The sequence below is a fragment of the Egbenema bharatensis FJBBOT/2019 genome (assembly GCF_048077055.1).
GTDB classification, from domain to species: domain Bacteria; phylum Cyanobacteriota; class Cyanobacteriia; order Elainellales; family Elainellaceae; genus Egbenema; species Egbenema bharatensis.
Genome location: NZ_CP182236.1, coordinates 4517304 through 4537033 on the forward strand (window position 1 = coordinate 4517304; position 19730 = coordinate 4537033).

General features: G+C 52.3%; 17 protein-coding genes. 8 read left to right on the plus strand and 9 right to left on the minus strand.

Annotated features, from left to right (window positions below; all coding sequences use genetic code 11):
• Positions 1–222 precede the first annotated feature (222 nt).
• Complete coding sequence (locus ACM1PF_RS20885) at positions 223–867, plus strand: bifunctional 4-hydroxy-2-oxoglutarate aldolase/2-dehydro-3-deoxy-phosphogluconate aldolase (RefSeq protein ID WP_416666564.1); 645 nt, start codon at positions 223–225, stop codon at positions 865–867.
• A 17-nt stretch (positions 868–884) separates the two neighbouring features.
• Here ACM1PF_RS20885 and ACM1PF_RS20890 read toward each other — a convergent pair whose 3' ends face one another.
• Both ACM1PF_RS20890 and ACM1PF_RS20895 read right to left on the minus strand, forming a co-directional pair.
• Entirely contained in the window at positions 885–4034 is a 3150-nt protein-coding gene (locus ACM1PF_RS20890) for an efflux RND transporter permease subunit (RefSeq protein ID WP_416666565.1), read from the minus strand.
• 219 nt (positions 4035–4253) lie between these two features.
• Positions 4254–5525: an efflux RND transporter periplasmic adaptor subunit gene (locus ACM1PF_RS20895; RefSeq protein ID WP_416666566.1), complete on the minus strand. Its 1272-nt coding sequence runs from the start codon at positions 5523–5525 to the stop codon at positions 4254–4256.
• A gap of 547 nt (positions 5526–6072) precedes the next feature.
• Here ACM1PF_RS20895 and ACM1PF_RS20900 point away from each other — a divergent pair.
• The 6 genes from ACM1PF_RS20900 to ACM1PF_RS20925 all read left to right on the plus strand — a co-directional run bounded on the left by ACM1PF_RS20900 (position 6073) and on the right by ACM1PF_RS20925 (position 11077).
• Complete coding sequence (locus tag ACM1PF_RS20900) at positions 6073–6891, plus strand: ABC transporter permease (protein ID WP_416666567.1); 819 nt, start codon at positions 6073–6075, stop codon at positions 6889–6891.
• Positions 6888–7667 carry an ABC transporter ATP-binding protein gene (locus tag ACM1PF_RS20905; RefSeq protein WP_416666568.1) on the plus strand — a complete coding sequence of 260 codons (780 nt, stop codon included), beginning with the start codon at positions 6888–6890 and terminating at the stop codon, positions 7665–7667. The genes ACM1PF_RS20900 and ACM1PF_RS20905 overlap by 4 nt, the downstream gene beginning before the upstream one ends.
• Positions 7668–7739: 72 nt before the next feature.
• On the plus strand, positions 7740–8747 hold the full coding sequence (locus ACM1PF_RS20910; RefSeq protein WP_416666569.1) for a sulfotransferase family 2 domain-containing protein: 1008 nt from the start codon (positions 7740–7742) through the stop codon (positions 8745–8747).
• Complete coding sequence (locus ACM1PF_RS20915) at positions 8660–9505, plus strand: hypothetical protein (RefSeq protein WP_416666570.1); 846 nt, start codon at positions 8660–8662, stop codon at positions 9503–9505. Before ACM1PF_RS20910 ends, ACM1PF_RS20915 begins: the two co-directional genes overlap by 88 nt.
• A gap of 85 nt (positions 9506–9590) precedes the next feature.
• Positions 9591–9794 (plus strand): hypothetical protein, encoded by a 204-nt coding sequence (locus ACM1PF_RS20920; protein WP_416666571.1) that lies wholly within the window; start codon positions 9591–9593, stop codon positions 9792–9794.
• 146 nt (positions 9795–9940) lie between these two features.
• Positions 9941–11077: a glycosyltransferase family 4 protein gene (locus ACM1PF_RS20925; protein ID WP_416666572.1), complete on the plus strand. Its 1137-nt coding sequence runs from the start codon at positions 9941–9943 to the stop codon at positions 11075–11077.
• Here ACM1PF_RS20925 and ACM1PF_RS20930 read toward each other — a convergent pair.
• From ACM1PF_RS20930 to ACM1PF_RS20960, 7 genes are all read right to left on the minus strand, one after another.
• Complete coding sequence (locus ACM1PF_RS20930; RefSeq protein WP_416666573.1) at positions 11074–12468, minus strand: alkaline phosphatase family protein; 1395 nt, start codon at positions 12466–12468, stop codon at positions 11074–11076. The genes ACM1PF_RS20925 and ACM1PF_RS20930 overlap by 4 nt on opposite strands.
• A gap of 402 nt (positions 12469–12870) precedes the next feature.
• Complete coding sequence (locus tag ACM1PF_RS20935; RefSeq protein ID WP_416676743.1) at positions 12871–13695, minus strand: cyanophycinase; 825 nt, start codon at positions 13693–13695, stop codon at positions 12871–12873.
• A 239-nt stretch (positions 13696–13934) separates the two neighbouring features.
• Positions 13935–14342 (minus strand): hypothetical protein, encoded by a 408-nt coding sequence (locus ACM1PF_RS20940; protein WP_416666574.1) that lies wholly within the window; start codon positions 14340–14342, stop codon positions 13935–13937.
• A 95-nt stretch (positions 14343–14437) separates the two neighbouring features.
• Entirely contained in the window at positions 14438–14638 is a 201-nt protein-coding gene (locus tag ACM1PF_RS20945; protein WP_416666575.1) for a hypothetical protein, read from the minus strand.
• 164 nt (positions 14639–14802) lie between these two features.
• A complete protein-coding gene (locus ACM1PF_RS20950) occupies positions 14803–15375 on the minus strand; it encodes a Uma2 family endonuclease (protein ID WP_416666576.1) in 573 nt (190 codons plus the stop codon).
• Positions 15376–15645: 270 nt separating this feature from the next.
• A complete protein-coding gene (locus ACM1PF_RS20955; protein WP_416666577.1) occupies positions 15646–18012 on the minus strand; it encodes a Tex family protein in 2367 nt (788 codons plus the stop codon).
• Positions 18013–18061: 49 nt separating this feature from the next.
• On the minus strand, positions 18062–18778 hold the full coding sequence (locus ACM1PF_RS20960; protein ID WP_416666578.1) for a LuxR C-terminal-related transcriptional regulator: 717 nt from the start codon (positions 18776–18778) through the stop codon (positions 18062–18064).
• A 119-nt stretch (positions 18779–18897) separates the two neighbouring features.
• On the opposite strand from ACM1PF_RS20960, the gene ACM1PF_RS20965 reads away from it, so the two are divergent.
• The gene (locus tag ACM1PF_RS20965) at positions 18898–19602 is read left to right on the plus strand and encodes a DJ-1/PfpI family protein (RefSeq protein ID WP_416666579.1); all 705 of its coding nucleotides are present in this window, start codon (positions 18898–18900) and stop codon (positions 19600–19602) included.
• Positions 19603–19730: the final 128 nt, after the last annotated feature.

Sequence of the window (19730 nt, forward strand, 5' to 3'; positions counted from 1 at the left end):
TGACCTGTTGATTGGTTGACCTATTGATTGGTTGACCTACGCAGGTTGCCATTCCGGCTCCGGTCATCACCAGAAAATCCCATGCTCCCGTTGCGTCATCTGATGAGAGTTCCCTTCATATGTCAAATTAGTTTACTAATTGCCAGGGATGCTGAGGGTTCAATGCTAAGAGTTAAGAGATGAGATTTTAGCAATGCTCAGTTCGTAACGCGCAGTTGAGCCATGACAGAACAATCCTGGCTGTCCCTAGTCCAATCCCAACGCACGATCGCAGTCATTCGTGCCCCTGAACTAACCCTGGGGGTTCAAATGGCCCAGGCGGTTGCGGCGGGCGGAATTCGGCTCATTGAAATTACCTGGAATAGCGATCAAGCGGCCAAGCTGGTGCATCAACTCCGAACTGAGCTACCCGACTGCATGATTGGAGCTGGAACGCTGACCAGTCCCGATCAGCTATGGGAAGCAGTGGCCGCCGGGGCCACTTTTCTTTTCATGCCCCACAGCAACCCAGAAATGATTCAAACCGCAGTCAGTCAGCAGGTTCCCGTGATTCCTGGAGCTTTGACACCCACAGAAGTTATCACTGCCTGGCAACTAGGAGCCACTGCCGTTAAGGTGTTTCCAGTTCAGTCGGTTGGTGGGGTCAGCTACATCCGCCACCTGCGAGGCCCGTTCAACCAGATTCCGCTGATTCCCACTGGGGGCATCACCCTCGACAACGCCCGAGAGTTCATTGAGGCGGGAGCGATCGCCATCGGCATTTCAGGACAGCTCTTTCCCCCAGAAGCGATCGCCGCTGAGCGATGGATCGAGATTACTGAACGAGCAGAACGGTTATTAGAGGTGTTGGGAAGTGAGGCAGCTTGACCGATGCAAGTCATTACTCAAATCATCTCCTTCATCTGAGCCTGCCGATCCTTATTGACTGGAATAAACCGATCGCTGATTCCCTTGACAATAATGTAGAGAATCGGCACGACAAATAGACTGAGGAACGTCGCCACGAGATAGCCGCCAAACAGAGCCGTTCCCAGGGATTGACGGCTTTCTGCCCCTGCGCCAAAGGCAATCACCAGCGGGAAAAACCCAATCAAGCTGGAAATCCCCGTCATTAAAATCGGGCGCAGTCGTTCCTGGGAGGCTTCCACGGCCGCCTGTACCGTGGATAATCCTTTCTCCCGCAGTTGGTTGGCGTACTCCACAATCAGGATCGCGTTCTTGCTGGCCAGACCAATCAGCATTACCAAACCGATTTGCCCATAGACATCATTGGGAATGCCTCGCAGGAATTGAGCCAGGATCGCCCCTAACACGGCCAGGGGAACCGAGAGCAGAATGATCACCGGATCAACAAAGCTTTCGTACTGCGCCGCCAGCACCAGGAAGACAAAAACCAAACCCAGCCCAAAGATAATCGGAGCCTGACCACCGGATTCAATTTCCTCCAGGGCCGTTCCTGTCCACTCATAGCCAATACCCGGCGGGAACACCTGCGCCGCAGTTTCTTCCATCGCCTGAATTGCCTGGCCCGAACTCCGCCCTGGTGCGGCATTCCCCTGAATCGAAATCGATCGAAATAGATTGTAGTGGGTAATATTTTGGGCACTGGTGGTTGACTCTACAGATACCAAATTGCTCAATGGAATCATCTGGTCATCCACCGATCGCACGTAGAACTGCCCAATGTTTTCTGGGTTATTGCGGAACTGCTGATCAGCCTGGAGGTAAACGCGATAGTTGCGCTGATCCAGGGTAAAGTCGTTGACGTACTGAGAACCCAGGAAGCTTTGCAGCGTACCAAACACATCGTCAATGTTGACGTTGAGAGCCTTAGCTCGATCGCGGTTCACCTCCACCAGCAGTTGCGGTGCATTGGCTGCATAGGTGGAAAATACTCCCATCAGATTCTCATTCTGGTTCGCCGCTCCCAAAAATCCATAGAGATTCTGGACAAAGTTATCCAGGGGAAGATTGCCGCGCCGATCCTGCATTTCCATCTGGAAGCCCCCAAAAGCCCCCAGACCTTGAATCGAAGGGGGCACCACCGCAAAAATTTGGGCCTGGGGAATGCCGAAAAACTGCATTTGCACCTGCTGAATGATACTCTGTATGCGGCTCTCCGCGCCTCGTCGATCTTCCCAGGGCGCGAGTTGCGTGAACATAATGCCCTGATTCGGAGAAACCCCCGCAAAACTGAAGCCCGTCACGGCAAAATTAGACTGCACCCCAGGAGTCTGTCGGACAATTTCGTCGGTCTGATCTAATACACGCTTGGTATAGTTCAGCGAAGTGCCTTCCGGAGCCTGGACAATCGTAATAAAGTAACCCTGGTCTTCTTCCGGCAGGAAAGCCGAGGGAACCACCTGATACATCCAGGCAGTAAAGGCCAAGGCTGCCACAAACACGGCCAGCACGATGTACTTAAACCGGGTGAGGAAATGCAGCGATCGCCGATACCGCTGGCGCATATGATCGAGAAAGCGATTGAACCGCTCAAAGGCTCGACCGATCACGCCTCGACTTTCAGGGCGAGACCGTAACAGCAACCCTGAGAGCATCGGGGATAGGGTGAGGGCATTAAAGGTTGATACGGCCACTGCAAAGGCGATCGTCAGAGCAAACTGCTGATAGATCGCGCCCGTTGTTCCAGGAAAGAAAGCAACGGGGATAAAAACCGCCATCAGCACCAGAGAAGTGGCAACGATCGCCCCAGACAGTTCTTGCATGGCCTCGCTAGCGGCGCGGATGGGATGCATTCCCCGATCCTGTACCTTGGCAGCAACTGACTCGACGACGACGATCGCATCATCCACCACCAGCCCCGTTGCCAGGGTCAAACCGAACAACGTCAATGTATTCAGCGAAAACCCGAAGAGGCGCGTGAAGATAAAAGTACCGACCAGCGAAATCGGAATCGCCAACGCGGGAATGATGGTGGTGCGCCAGTCCTGCAAGAAGATAAACAGGACGATGATCACCAGACTCACAGCCGTCAGCAGGGTAAATATCACATCTCGCATGGAGGCTGAAACAAAAGTAGTGGTGTCGAAGGCAATGGCATAGTCCAAGCCAGGGGGAAATTCCCGCTTCAGATTTTCCAACTCGGCCCGAATCGCCTGGGTCGCCTGGAGAGCATTGGTTCCAGGACGCTGAGTTACCCCCATCCCAACGGCCTCTACTCCGTCGTAGGTCAGGAAGGTCGCGTAGTTTTCCGCCCCTAACTCGACGCGCCCCACATCCCGAAGCCGCACCAGGCTCCCGTCGGTTCCCGTACTCAAAACAATGTTTTCAAACTCTGGAACGCTGGATAGTCGGCTCACTGCCCGCAGGTTAATCTGATAGTCCTGATCCTCTGGGGCTGGCTGTTGCCCAATCTGCCCTGCCCCCACCTGAATATTCTGTTCCTGAATGGCTGTTGCTACATCCTGCACGGTCAAGCCCCGACTGGCCAGACGATTGGGATCGAGCCACAGGCGCATGGCATACTTCCGTTCCCCAAAAATTTGGATATCGCCAACCCCCCGAATCCGCCGCAGTGCCTCCACCATGTAGATATCGGCGTAGTTACTCATAAAGGTGGCATCGTACTCACCGTTCTCCGGGAAGAGGGCGATCGCCATCAAAAAGTTGGTGTTCTGCTGATTGACCGATACCCCGGTTTGCGTCACCTGACTGGGCAAAAGGGATTCCACCCGCGCCACACGGTTCTGGACATTGACCGTTGCGATATCTGGATCTTCCGAGGCTTCAAACGTGACGGTAATCTGGCTTGTGCCATCACTGCCGCTGGTGGAGCTGATGTAGCGCATGCCCTGCACCCCGTTGATTTCCTGCTCCAGGGGATTGGTGACTGCGGTTTCAACGGTTTCTGCATCGGCTCCGGTGTAGTTAGCCGTGACCACCACCTGGACTGGGCTGATATCAGGAAACTGGGCAACCGGGAGAGTAGGTAGGACGATCGCCCCCAGAAACACAATGATGATGGAACAAACGGCGGTGAAAATCGGTCGTTTGATGAAGAAATTGGCGAACATAGGAAATTGGTGTCAGGGGACAGAGGGGAAGCAGGGACAGGCAAATCGGCAAGCTGATTGCCTTAAACCGTAAGCGAATCCATTACAAAGAACATCACCCAACTGGTTATTCATGCACTGATGGTTAGTACACTAACCTTTAACAAAGAATAAAGATGACCGCCCTGAAAATCTGTGGGGGTAGGTACTCAGATTGACGGGTTACTCAGGTTTTCAGGTTTACTGAGCACTCATGGGTTGTTCTGGCTGTCCGGGAGGTGGCCCATCCATAATTGGCGCGCCGTCCGACAAGTTCAGAATGCCAGCCGTAACGACCTGTTCGCCAGGTTCCAGTCCAGACAGGATTTGATAGCGATTGCCTTCGATCGCCCCCACCTGTACGGGTCGCTGGCGAGCAATCTGTTGCGGTTGATCCGGGGGAGCCTCCTCATTGGGTTGAGCGACGTAGACAAAGGTTTGTCCGGCAATGCGCGTCACGGCTGCCACAGGAACCAGAATCCCTGGCCCCGTTTCCCAAATGACCCGCGCCCGAACAAACTGCCCATCTCGAAGTTGACCCTGATTGGGAAAGCTGGCCTTAGCCAGAACCGCCTGCTCCACGGTGTTCACCTCAGGAGAGACAAAGCTGATCTGCCCTTGTAACAGGGGACTTCCTTCTGAATCCAGCAGCTCTACAGGTAAACCGACTCGAAGCTGCGGAGAACGCTCGATCGGCACAGAGATGTTTAAATCCAGGGTGTCATTCTGAACAATGCTGGTCAGGGCGCGATCGGGGGTGACAAAATCCCCAACTCGCACGGGCACATTCCCCACCACACCAGCGATCGGAGCTCGAACCAGACTGTCATCTAAATCAGTGGCAGCCGCCTGTTGATCCGCCTGGGCCCGACTCAGTTGCGCTCTGGCCTGATTCACACGATCGTTAGCAGCCTCTACTCGCCGTTCGGCAGCATTGCGGTTGGCGGTGGCAGCACTCAAGGCCCGGTTTAAGGCATCCAGGTCTTGCTCCGGCAATGCCCCCTCTTCAATCAACTCTCGTCGCCGCTCAAAGTCGGACTGGGCAAACTCTTCATCGGCGATCGCACTTTGGAGTTCCGCTCGGGCCGTTTCCAGTTCTGCTTCTACCGTACTGATGGTCGCCTGGGCCGCTTCCACATCCGCGACAGCTCCACTCACCTGAGCCTGACTGCGTTCAGCCCGTAGTTCAATCAGCGGTTCACCGGATGCAACTGACTGTCCGGGACTGACTCGAATTGCCACAATCCGCCCCTGAATTTCGGGCCGCAACTCCACCCGATCCTGCGCCTCCAAAGCGCCAACAAATTCAGATGATTCGCGCACATTGGTCGATTCCACCTGCTCTAATTCAACCATCGCAGGCGGTGGGCCTTGCCCTTGGGCGGGAGGGTTACTGCATGCACTGGTCAGAACAGAGGCGAGGAAGGCTACGCCAATGACTCGATGAGTAAGGGAAGGGGAACGATTTGCCATGAGTCAAGATCAAGAATTTAAGTAATGAACACGGGGGTGTGCTGAATAGAGCGCACGAGGTTTGCGGAGATTTACTGCAAATGGCAGAAAAATGTCGGTCGGAATGAGCCGGAAATAATAACGCTATCAAGAACGCTATCAATGGGGATGAGTGACGATCGTTCCAGTCAAAGCACTATCTTTCAAACGATCGATTAAACGGGGAAGCTTAAATAATCTTAAAGATAGTTTTACACAGAATGCCATAAGAGGGGCTGATGAAAAATCGTCCATGTGGGTGAAAAGCAAAGATGAAAACTCGGAAAGTATTTTGCATCTTGCCAGAGTAGAGTATTATCTTGCTTTGAAGTGGTCGTAACGACGGATAGCAGAGTTAGAAAAGTTACAATTGACCTGGCTTCATAACGGTTGCACCGTAAATTGGGTAAAACCGAATCCAGAAAAATGGCTGGATGAATGGCTGAATAAATGGATTGATCAACCGATTAATCCGCCAAACAGTAAGGGCCAGTCGAGGTCGTAGTGGTCAAAGGGGGGAGGTTGAAGCGTGACGGGTAAGGCAATCTTTGAAGAAGGAAAAGTCCGGCACTTTGGAACGCACCGGAACCTGGAAAACTATCGAGATCTGGTGTTTGTCTTACTTCAGCGAGAGTTAAAAGTTCGTTATAAGAACAAGATCTTGGGCTATGTGTGGTCGATCGCCAATCCGATGGCAACCGCTTTGGTTTATTTTGTCGCCTTTGGACTGATTTTGCGGGTGCAGGAAGCTAATTATCCTCTGTTTTTGGTGGCGGGACTATTTCCCTGGCAGTGGTTGGCTAATTCGATCAACTCTTCGCCCAACCTGTTTGTGGGTAGCGGTTCAGTGATTAAGAAAGTGAACTTTCCCCGCAACATTGTGCCCCTGTGCGCCATCTTGAATCACATGATTCACTTTTTGGTGTCTATTCCGATCATCGTGCTGCTGCTGCTGATTTTTGGCGAAAGTCCAAGCTGGTCCTGGTTCTATGGCTTCCCAATTTTGTTGATCATTCAGTTCACCATGGCCTACGGTGTGGCCTTGGGACTATCTGCCATTAATCTGTTCTTCCGGGATTTGGAGCGGTTGGTCAGCATTATCATGAACTTCCTCTTCTTCCTGACTCCCGTGCTCTATACGATCGAGCGTTATCCCGTTCAGTATCGATCGCTGGCCGTGGCCGTGAATCCCGCCGCTGGTTTGATGGTGAACTGGCGACAACTGATCCTGCAGGGAACCCTGACCCCCTCCTATTTGCTGGTGAGTGCCCTCTACGCAGTTCTCTTCTTCCTGATTGGGTACACCATCTATCGGAAACTGTCCTGGAAATTTGCCGAATTGATATGAGAGAGCCAGTTATTAGTTTTCAGAATGTCAGTAAGTCCTATCCCCTCTACCGAGACATTCGCGGAATTAAGAACTTTCTGTTTAACTTTCCCCGAAACGTTAAGGCGATTAAAAACGATCGCTTTGAGGCCCTGCGGGATATTAATTTTGAGGTTTATCGGGGGGAAAAGTTTGGCATCATTGGGCGCAATGGAGCCGGGAAGAGTACCACGCTGGGCATGATGGCGGGGGTATTGAAGCCCGATCGCGGCATTGTGACGATTCGTGGCCGGATTTCGCCCCTGCTGGCTCTGGGGGCTGGGTTTCATCCGGAATTGTCTGGACGAGAAAATATTGTCCTCAACGGCGTTTTGATGGGGCTGACCCGGCGGCAAGTGTTAGCCAAAATGGACGAGATTATTGAATTCTCGGAGTTGGGGGAGTTTATTGAACGGCCGATCCGAGTGTACTCCAGCGGCATGACGGCCCGATTGGGCTTCTCCGTGGTGGCCCATCTCGATCCAGAAATTTTGCTGATTGATGAAGTGCTGGGGGTGGGCGATATCCGCTTCCAGCAAAAGTGCGTGGCTAAGATGACCAGCTTCCAGGAAAGTGACATCACGATGGTGTTAGTCACCCATTCTGTGGCCAGTGTGGCGAACCTTTGCGATCGGGCCATGTGGATTGAAGATCATGTGGTGCGGATGATCGGGGAGCCAGCCGCAGTGGTGGAAGCCTATTGTGAGTCGGCGGGGGTACCCATTGATCTGAGCGCGGTTAACAAAGCGGCACTTTAACCGTAACAATAGGTAAAGATTTTCCTGTAAAATTGCTGACTTAATTAACCTTGACAAGGCAGCTCTGGACGAATGAGAAAGTTTCCGGCTCAGTACAACCTGCAAGAGAACGACGTTCTGTACTTCACCCACATTCCCAAAACCGCAGGGATGACCTTCAGGACGATTGTTGAGGATCACTTCCATGCTGAGGAGATTTGCCCCGCCACGCTGAATGCTCAACTGGCAAAAATCCCTAAGGATGAGGTGATTCACTACCGCCTGTTTCGAGGCCACCTGGGGTTTATCAACCTGCCGGAGTTGATTCCTGGGAAAAATCTGGTCAACGTGACGGTACTGCGGGAACCCGTCGCCAGGGTGATTTCTCACTACGAGTACATTCGGCGGATGCCGGGTGACCCCCACTACGAGGCGGTTAAAGACATGACCCTGGAGGAGTTCGCCCAGAAGTTGACGGCTGGCAAGGTGGGGAAAAGCATTCAAACCTACCACATGGCCAAAACCCTGCGGTTTGATCTGGAGGGGTTGACTCCCGCTGAAATTTTAGAAGTGGCCAAGGAAAGCCTCGATCGCTTTGCCTTTGTCGGATTGGTAGAACGGTTCCAGGATTCGCTGTTTCTCCTGTCCTATATTTTTGGCTGGAAGCCGATTCTCAACAGCCGCAAGGAAAACGCTGCGAAAAAGAAGCAGCCGATCGATGAACTCCCGTCCAGTACGCTAGAAATTATCCAGGAAAGTACCCAGTGGGATGCGGAACTGTACCGCTATGCCCGCGAAATCTTTGAATCCCGCTACGATGAGATGATTCAGGATTTGCAGCAAGCCTATGGACACTTGAAATCTCCCCCTCAGGATCAAGACTCCGACGATCGCCTCCTGTGGCTGGAGCAGCATTATCAGCAACGCTACGCTGACTTGCACCGTCCGGCTCCCAAGTCTTTGCTGTACGATTTTCGGGAACCTTTGCGGGGTTCGGGTTGGCAACGTCGAGAATGTCCCACGGATCATCCGGCCTATCGCTGGATTGGGCCTGCCCGGTTTCCACCCTGGATTTGCCGATCGCCACGGATCCCCCTGTAGATTTGATGGTGGAATTTCGGATTATCTGTACCGAGCGAATTCCGGCGGATGTTTTGGATAGCCTGACGATGAAGGTCAACGGCCATCCCATTCCGCTGAATATCCTGTTGAGCGATCAGGGAACCCGATTCCTCCAGGGCTTGATTCCCCCATCGATTCTAAAAAACACCCCCTTCACTGAGTTTTCCTTCCAGGTCGATCGCGTCACTTCTCTGAAGGAAATTAATCCCGCCGATCCAGACACCCGGCAGGTCGGACTGGCCTTCAACTACGTCCAGGTGTTCCCCGTGCAGTCCCGACAACAGCACAGTGCCCTGTCCCACTTCCTGGATTGCGAAACCTGGCAGAATGCGATCGCGTTTTTGAACGCTCACGTTTCCTCGTCGGAATCGATCGTTGCCCCCCTGATTCTCAACATTCAGCTAGACCATGAACTACACGATCACTCTACGTTTCTGGCAGGCGATCCAACCAGTCAGTGGGTGGTGATTCACAAGGGCAGAACCGATCGGGTGGGAGCTATTCTATTTAAGCTGATGAGTCAGGGTTTCTCGCCCGTATTTGCCAATGAGGTGTTTGTGGTCTATTCCCGGCGATCGGATTTACCCACCGTCAGCTATACGTCACCCCACGTCAAACCGCTCTATGTGGATTACTTGAAGCGCAACGTCTTTGGTGCAGCCCTATCGTTTTATCGGAAGCACATTAGCCAAAGGCCGCAGGTGTCGAAGGTGGTAAAGCCGTTGATTAAGAAGTGAGGAGAGAGGAGGGAGGAGTCAGGAGAGAGGAGAGAGGAGGGAGGAGAGAGGAGGGAGGAGTCAGGAGTCAGGAGTCAGGAGTCAGATGGAACTTCAGAATTTTTGGGTAATCTACAGCGCAGGCATCTTGTTGGGCAGCAGTCCGATCGCCTTTGATCAGCCCTTAGAACGTCCTGATCGGAACTGTAAACTTTACTGGGCTGACTTATCCGCTAAACTACTTGCAAATGAATGGCGAGCGATGACCAGTCCACTCAAATGGACTCAATCTGTCTTCCAGTCGGATTGATCAGACTTTTATCAGGTAGCCCGCGATTGATCTGCGGGTGATTGGGAAACCATAGCCGACATTGGAGCGACACAAAACAATTGACTGATCCCAGGCTCCTTCATTCAAATGTCTTCCGTCCTCCGTCCGCCTTTTGCGATAAACCCTTGGTTGCTGTTAATCTCTCCTTTATCGGAACAAAACCTACTGGATTGGCCACCTACGCCATTCGTCTGATTCCAGAACTGTCCCTACCGGAGCTGGATTTATTTGCCTCCCGATCTTTTCCCGTTCAAAACCTATCCCACTGCACCTACCACGACGTTCCGGCGGATATGACCCCGGAGCAGGGTAAGGCGGGCCACTGGCGGCGGTTGCGGTGGACCCAGTTTCAGTTTCCCCGACAGGTGGCTCAGGTGGATGAACTGCGATCGCGTTCCCCAATTAAAGATCTACCGCTCCTGTTCTCCCCCATTCCCGAAGCTCCCCTCTTCACCCCTTACCGCTTCATCGTCGTCATGCACGACCTGATTCCCCTGCGCTTTCCCGGTCGTACCGCTCCCCTCACTTACTACTTCCGCTACTGGGTGCCGCAAGTCCTGAAACAGGCGACCCATATTCTGTGCAATTCCACTGCTACGGCGACGGACGTTCAGCAGTTTTACGGGATTTCTGCGAAAAAACTCACCCCGATTCCCCTGGCCTACGATGCGGATCACTTCCGGGTGCTGGAATCCGATCGCCTCAGTGCTCCAGAGTTTCAGCCCGATCGCCCCTATTTCTTCTACATCGGACGACATGATCCTTACAAAAATCTCCAGCGGGTGATCGCTGCCTTTGCGGCCTTGCCAGATCGATCGGACTGCGATCTGTGGATTGCTGGAGCTGATGATCCGCGCTATACGCCCCTGTTGAAGGCTCAAGCAAAAGAATTGGGGTTTGCCGATCGGGTTAAGTTTCTGGATTATGTGTCCTATCAGGCCCTGCCGTTACTGCTGAATCGGGCGATCGGATTAGTGTATCCGAGTCTATGGGAAGGATTTGGCTTGCCGCTGCTGGAAGCGATGGCCTGTGGAACTCCGGTGATTACCTCCAATCTCTCTTCCTTACCCGAAGTGGCAGGGGATGCAGCTCTGTTGGTGAATCCCTACCAGGAAGCAGAAATCACTCAGGCGATGCAGCAATTGCTCACGGAGGAAGCGAGTCGATCGGATTTGCGGAGGGCGGGGTTGCATCGAGCCAGTCAGTTTAGTTGGGCTAAAACCGGGAAATGGACAACTGCTGTGTTGCAAGACTATCTTTAACAGTTCAGGACTTTTCCTCTTAATCCAACGGGGGGGGTAATGCCAAACCGATCGAGTAAGGTCGGCAAAATATCGTAAATCTGGGCTCCTTCCAGTTGTTTTCCAGATGGGGGACGACCTGGATCGTGAAAAATCATCAAGCCATATTGAGCATGGTTGGCATCATCTGCCCCGGTGTCATTATCCGTCGTGTAAAGCGAGTCGTAGCCCACGCTGCCGATCGATCGCCAGGCTAAGTCATCAAAATAAACCAGTAGATCCGGTGCAATGCCCCGCACTTTTTGGTAAATTTGCTGCGGTTTGAAGGGCTTAATATTCAGCGAGTTGCCCGCTGGATCGGTGAGTTGAGTCAGGGCTTCAGCTAACTGCGATCGGGTTTGTTCGTACTCTGCCAGGGGAATCACCCCCTCTGGTTCTCTGCCTTTCACATTCAAAAACACGCGCCCATAGTAGCCCCCTGCGCCCCAGGCTTTCGTCTGACTCCAATCCACCTCCACCTGATCCAGCGGCGTTGGTTCCGTGGGTCGTTCCTTCAGCACCAGATAGCCCTGTTGAATCAGCCATTCATTCAGACAAATTCCCCCCATCAACGGTCGCGCTCCATGATCCGACACCACCAGCACGATCGTCTCTTCGCTACAGTGATGCAATAGTTCTCCAACCCGGCGATCGACATGGCAATAGTAATCATGAATCGCGTTGGCGTAGGGCGAGTTGGGTTCGTGCTGGGGATGGCGCGGATCCATTGGTTTCCAAAAAGAGTGGTGAATCCGATCGACTCCCATATCCACCAGCATCAGAAAATCTGGAGCATCCCGCTGAATCAGCTTTTCTGCCAGAGTAAACCGCTGATCGCAGAGCTGATAAAGATGGTGCAGGATCTCATCCTTGGCATCCGATCGAAAATCGGGCACATCCATCAGAAAATCCGGCATCCAGTCCACAATTTGCGCGGCCAGTTCCGGGGGATGGGTGAAGGGCACCTCGCGGCTGGGGGTGAGAAAACAGGAGACGAGGGAACCGTTCACGGCGTAGGGAGGAGAGGTTCCAGGAACGCTGATCGTAGCCACCGTCCAGCCCGCTTCCCCCAAAATATCCCACAGTCGCGGCACTTTCACAGCTCGACCATCGGAAATCCCCATACTGTTGTAGGTGCGATCGCGGCGATTCCGAAAGCCATAGATGCCCAGTTCCCCTGGATCCCGTCCACTCGTCATGCAACTCCAGGCGGGTACGGTAATCGCCGGAATACTACTTTCCAGCCGACCATAGCTGCCCTGAGCCATTAACCGCGAGAGGTTGGGCAAATCCTGCCGCCACTGCTCGAAGACCAGGGAGGGTTCCATGCAGTCTAAGCCGATGATGATCAGTTTGGGAGATGCTGATGTCATGGGGCTGATGTTTTAAGGGGATAAGGTTCGAGGTTGAGCGATTGATCTGAGCCAATTTCAATCATCCACAGAATGTCCTATGGATAATGTCCTATGGATACAAATGGATCTCCATAATGCAGGCTTGCTCCGTAGCGCAGGCAGCGTTTCGACTGAGTGCTCAAGCGTTCGACCGAGCTCACGCCGAGATCCGAAGTCTTGCCTGCCCGTTTGCGATCGGTTGTGCCAGTGCAAAACAGAGATACACCCATCATCCCCATTATCGGGTGTGTCTCTTCCGTCAGTGTGTTTAATTCGATCGGCTTTGGTGACTGGGCGGGCAGGATGCCCACCCCACAAGAACTTTGAGTAGGCTGGGCAGGATGCCCACCCCACAAGAATTTTAGTCTGACCTGAGGATTTCTAACCTTCTTCCCAGATCGGTTCCCTTTTCTTTAGATCAAAGCGATAGCCGTCAGGCAGGATGTGCAGGATCGCACCACAGAGGGCCAGTGGCTCATCCTTGAGGGATTGGCTCAGGTTAGAGTGAGCCAGTTTTGAGACATCGACCACCGTGATTGAACCTTGCCCAACGACCGTGAAGGCATCCTGGCTAACGACGATCGCTGTATTTTCGTCAATCCCAAATCCCAATACCACGGGCTGCTGCACCACCGCAGAGAGTAAGCGACCCAGGCGACCCCGTTCAGCGAAGTGTTGGTCAACCACCACACCGGGTAAGAAGGCCATACCCTCTTCCATTTCCGCCACTTCCAATCGCGGGTTCGTTTGGGGTTCCCCTTCGGCAATCATCATGTCCGGCATCATGGCAGCTCCAGCGCTGGTGCCGCCGATCACCAGACCCTCTTTCATATAACGGTCATGTAAGAGGCGATCGATTTCTGTGCCCTTGAGATTATCAGTAATTCGTCGCTGGTCACCTCCCGTGAAAAAGACCCCAGTTGCTTCCCGCAAAATCTCTAAGGCTCTGGGATCATCCCCGTCTTCTCGTCGGGACGTATCTACCACGCGCACATCTTCAGCACCCATGCGATCGAAAATTCGGGTGTATTGCTCTCCGACTTCCCCTGGCAGCCCAGTGGCAACCGTCATAATCACAATTCTTGCGTTAGAACCTCCTGACTGGCGGGCAAACTCTCGCAGAATCTGACAATCCCCTTCCTTGTCCTCTGCTCCACCAATAATCACGAGCTGACCTTGGGCAGTGGTCTTCTCCTGAGCTTGCATCTGGCTATCCTGTGGCGTTGATTGAGCCTGATTTGCTGCATCTGCGTTCTGTTCTGCTTCCTGGTTATCCTGAGCTGCAACCATACCGACCTCAAATTAAAAAGTGTGAGTCTCCCCACTAAATCACGATCGCCTCCAGGGACATAACATCCGATCGGTAGATTTTGATACAAAATTAAGATGCAACGAAAACGAAATATTTGTTTACATTTTTCAATTTTTAATCTGTGGCTTTCGAGCTATGGATTATCGCTCAAGGCTTCAGCCAGAGCCGATCGCGTACGTGCCACCACCACCCGGATGCGGGACAGTTGGGACTCATAAGCTGCCTGTTGTTCTGGGGCCACCGTTGCGGTGTTGACCCGCAGGAGTTGTTCGTAGGAACGAAAAATCTGGAAGGCATAACTGGCAACCTTCACCTGATCTTCCGTCAAAGCATGAATGCGATCGACTAGCTCCGCACAGGTGGATGAAAAGGGGAGTCCAAAAACATCGGCATAGAGGGGAGGAAGGGGATCCGATCGATGCTTCAAGATTTGAAGGATGTTTGCGGCAGCGTCTGAAATTTGCCCGTCAAAATCAGCCAGTAAATTCAGCAAGGACAACAGCAAAGTTTTAGAGGGTTTAGATTGAAGCGGAGAGGCCATACAAGCAGTTGGTTCTTCTCAATCTCTACACTCTTCATCATCACATAAATTCACGATTGTTCATGAATCTTAGTGGCGATCGGAAATAAATCTTTTCAGGATTCTAACTGCAATAGATTCAGCAGAAACACTCGCGTCTTTTCGAGGGAGAAGTGCATGGGCTTACCTCGATAAACAATTTGATAACAATGGGGATACTCACCAATGCCGTAGCCGGAAATTAAGCGTTTATGAAAGGCTTCCTCCGCCAGATGTTCTACCTCTTGCTTCAGGCTGGTTTCTAATACCGTACTCATGGTTTACCGTCCGATATTTTTTCGTAACTACGTTCAGTTATAGATCAATTCTAGCGAGATCTCACCCTCCAAATGGTTGAAAAAATCAGTAATTCTTCTGGTTAGTTCTTAATACTCTCTGCGGTTTTCTGGCTGACCGACGGACTGCAAATTGACCGACTGCTTCATCGTCCTGCCGCTAAAACTGTTGCAGCCGTAAGCGTCAGGGAACTGATCTGAGACGAACGGATCAATTGCTCATCCTGATAAATCTGCTCCTCGTATAAGCCATCTACCCATTCTAGAACCGTCACTTTGTGGGCGATCGGATCAACAATCCAATACTCAGGAATCCGTCGTGCTGCATATTCACTGCGCTTGTGGCGATAGTCGCGGCTTTCTTGCTGGGGGCTGACCACCTCAATAACAAGCTGCGGAGGTGGCATATCGTGGGTAATGACGCATTGGGATGCTCCCTCCAGGGCCGTTGCAGCCTCTTCTGATAGAACAACCAAATCGGGTTGCCGTGCGGTTGCCCTGGCTCCACTGACGGCAATTTGCGCTCCAATACTTAAGCAATAGTAGGGGATTCCCATTTGTAGGAAAGTGGCAAATAAAAAGGAGGCGATTTGATTATTCAAGGTACTTTCTGGCGGCATGGCGATTAGTTCCCCATCCACCAGTTCGTAACGGGTATCTGTGCCATCGTCATAGTTGAGATAGTCTTCCAGGGTCATGGGTTTTGCGACAACGGACATTGCGTTTACCCTTAATGTGAGTGCCAGTAATGTGAGCGCAGTGTGGCTTGCTGCTTTACAACTCCATAGTAAACTTGGGTTGGCATTTTACTTTGCTGACTGGGCGGGCAGGATGCCCACCCCACAAGAATTTCAGGTTGTTGGATGGTGTTTTACTTTGCTGACTGGGCGGGCAGGATGCCCACCCCACAAGAATTTCAGGTTATTGGATGGTGTTTTACTTTGCTGACTGGGCGGGCAAGATGCCCACCCCACAAGAAGTTTGCATTCCTAAACTTTTCGATTGAATTTAGCTTTTAGAGCTTCTAAAGAATTGTCCTGAGAAGATGGGCGATCCTGTGGTTTGGGTTCTTGCGGTTTGGGATCTTGCCGCTTGCCTTTCTGCTTCAGCTCCTGCCGTTGGGGTCGATCGCCCTTCTGCTGGACGCTCTGGGATCTCTGGTCTTTCTGTCCACCCCTCGTACCTCTCGGCTCATCGGCATTGGGGGAACGCATCGACAGGCTGATTCGCTTCAGTTGCTCATTCACCTCCAGCACTCGCACCTTGACCACCTGCCCGACTTTGACCACTTGCTTTGGATCACTGACAAACCGATCGGCGAGTTGGGAAACGTGAACCAGGCCATCCTGATGCACCCCAATATCCACAAAGGCTCCAAAGTTGGCCACGTTGGTCACGACTCCCTCCAGTTCCATGTCCGGTTTCAGGTCGCTAATTTCCTTAATGCCCTCCTTGAAGGTGGCGTACTTAAATTCAGCACGGGGATCGCGTCCCGGCTTCTCCAGTTCCGCCAGAATGTCTCGCAGGGTTGGCTCCCCGATCGCCTCAGTGACGTACTTTTTCAGGTCGGTTTTCTTGAGTCGATCGGCAATTTCGGTAATCTGGGTCAGGGGCACGTTCAGGTCAGTGGCGATCGTTTGCACCACGCTGTAGCTTTCCGGGTGAACGGCGGTGTTGTCCAGCGGATTTTTGCCCCCCCGAATCCGTAGAAACCCAGCAGCCTGCTCAAAGGCTTTGGGACCCAGTTTTGGGACTTTCAGGAGTTGGCGGCGATCGCCAAAGGCTCCGTTCTGATTGCGGTACTGCACAATGTTGTTGGCGACGGTGGGACTGATGCCAGAGACATAGCTCAGTAATTCTTTGGAAGCCATGTTCAAATCCACGCCAACGTAGTTCACGCAGCTTTCCACCGTTTCATCCAGCTTCTTTTTCAGCAATTTTTGATCCACATCATGCTGATACTGCCCCACGCCGATCGACTTCGGATCGATCTTGACCAGTTCTGCTAGCGGATCTTGCAGCCGTCGTCCAATGCTGACCGCGCCCCGCACCGTCACATCCTGATCGGGGAATTCCGCGATCGCCACCTCGCTGGCAGAATACACCGAAGCCCCCGACTCATTCACCATAATTTTGATCGGCTTACGTTCCAGGGTTTGCAGCACTTCCGCCACAAACTCATCGGTTTCTCGTCCAGCCGTGCCATTGCCGATCGCAATCAGTTCAATCTGGTAGGTTTCAAGCAGCCGTTTCAGAGTTTCGCCTGCCTGAACCCGTTTGGCATCGGAAGACGCATGGGGAAAAATGGTCTGGTACTCCAGGAATTTGCCCGTTTGATCCAACGCCACCACCTTGCAGCCCGTCCGGAATCCAGGGTCGATCGCCAGGGTTGGTTTCATCCCCGCCGGAGCAGACAGCAACAACTCCCGCAAGTTGGCTTCAAAGGTGCCGATCGATTCCACATCTGCCTCCAGCTTCTTCGCGGCTCGCACTTCCCCGATGAGAGAATTCTTCATCAGGCGGTTAAAGGCATCCTTGATCATCTCCCGGTAAAACTGGCGGATCGGACGCTGTTTGCTGCGAATCACCTCCGTCTCCAGATAGCCCAGCACCGTGTCTTCATCAAACTCCAGGGCAAAAACCAGAATTCCCTCTGTCTCCCCCCGATAGAGGGCAAGGAGGTTGTGGGGCGCGATCGCCTTCACCTTTGCCTGGTAGTTGCGGTACATCTCAAATTTGGTCGTCCCTTCCGGATAGTCTGCCTTCACCTGGGACGTGAAGATACCCGATTCCATCAGGTAATCCCGCAGGTATGCCCGCAGTGCCGCCTGTTCTGCCACCTCTTCCGCCAGAATATCCGAGGCTCCCTTCAGGGCATCCCCCGCCGAATTCACGCCCTTCTCTGTGGAGATGTACTTCGCCGCTTCGGATTCCAGATCTGCTGCCTGAGCGTTGGGCTGATTCACAGCCTTGATCCACTCCGCCAACGGCTCCAAACCCTTCTCCTTGGCGATCGTGGCTCTGGTGCGCCGCTTCGGGCGGTAAGGCAGGTACAGATCCTCTAGCTCGTTCTTCTGGAGGCAGGTTTCGATCTGATCGCGCAATTCCTCGGTCAGCTTGCCCTGATCCTGGATGGATTTGAGAATGGCAGCCTTCCGCTCCTCCAGTTCCGTGAGATAGGTATGGCGATCGAACAACTCCCGCAACTGCACTTCGTTCATTTCTCCGGTGCGCTCTTTCCGGTAGCGAGCAATGAAGGGAACCGTTGAGCCTTCTGCCAGGAGTTGCAGGGCATTTTCCACCTGGAAGGGCTTGAGGGAAAGTTCGTTCGCCAGCAGTTGAGGAATGTTCAGCATTTCAGTATCAAACAATCGATCGGTTATTAATGCGCTTGAGTCGCTCTGTTCAATCTTGGAGTATATCTCGCAATTTTGCTACCATCTCTGTCCGGGTAGAGACCTCTAGTTTGCGAAACATCCGCTTTAGAGCCTGCTTCACAGAATTCTGAGTAATCCACAACTCCGCACCAATCTCGGCATTAGTTAGCCCCCTTGCCACTAGGTTTGCAATCTGAATTTCTCTGGGAGTTAAGCGTTGCAGAAGCAGATTGGAATTCACCGAAGTCCGTCTTCGTAACTCTGCCAATCGGGTAGAGAGATGGGTACAGGCTGCACCAAGTTGAGCTAAATCCAATTGATCAAATGTAGGGGTATCACCTACACGGGCAAAGTTAACGGTGCCAATCAACTGTCCCTGACCAACGATCGGCCCAGTCATGATGTGCTCATGATCGTACTCAGAACAACACCGTTGATATAGTTCACTTTGTTTCCAGCTTCCTTCCGGCAGTACCAACGCTTCATGGGCTGGAGCATGATACTGCATCACATATTGCAAAACCGGATCAACTGCTTTGCCGAATTTTTGGTATCGCTCCACAAAAGTATTTGAGACACCTTGGACATCCACGCTTGCTAACTGATTCTCTTCATTCAGCAGATAAATCCCCCAACGCTGCACCCCAAAATATTCGCTGACTCCATCCATAAACCGGAACCGCAGGGCTTCTTCGGTTGGGGCAGTGGCGATCGCTTGAAATAAAGGGGAAAGGGAACGAACCATGTTTATGCTTGAGGTTGTATTGAGATGGCTGGAAAGTGTACCTACTTGGGGACTATCCGAGGTCGAAGCCTGATTCTACGATCGTTCCATGTTCAGCCCTTTCAGACAACTACAAAACAATGGCTAAATTGCAAATTGGCTTTTTAATTTATCCTGATGCTGTTCAGCTTGATGTGATGGGTGCCTACCAGGTTTTCGCCTTTCCACCTGACACGGAAGTACATTTGGTCGGGAAAACCCTGTCTCCCATAATCAGCAATGAGGGTTTGACCCTGGTTCCAACTACAACGCTGTCTGATTGTCCACCTGTGGATGTGATTTGCGTTCCCGGGGGTGGTATAGGACAAGTAGAAGTGATGCGAGATCAGGAAATTTTGAACTTCTTGCAACAGCAGAGCCAAACTGCACGATATGTTACCAGTGTCTGTACAGGTTCCCTAATCCTGGCGGCAGCTGGCTTGCTGCAAGGTTACAAAGCCACTTGCCATTGGGCATTCCGCGATCAATTGGCAATGCTGGGGGTGGAAGTGGTTGCCCAACGAGTGGTGATTGACCGCGATCGTGTAACAGGTGCAGGTGTAACCTCAGGAATCGATTTTGGTTTGACCCTGCTGAAATTACTCTGCGGTGAAGAAGTGGCACAAATGACCCAACTGATGCTGGAGTATTGCCCTGAACCTCCATTTAATGCAGGCACTCCAGAAACCGCAGACACAGAGGTTGCACAAAAATTGTTGCAGTTTGGGAAGCCTTTGCTCAATGCCTTCCTGGTTCAAACCAGAGATACAGCGAGTCGGCTGAATCTGGGAAATACCCAGGTTTAAATTCCACAACGTTGCAGTAGCGACTTCTTAATAATTCCAATCTGGCGAGAATTGCAATAGATACTGCGAATAAATGTTAAGAAATAAAAAATGAGCGACTATGGCCGCTTCTCGCAGCACCATGGTCG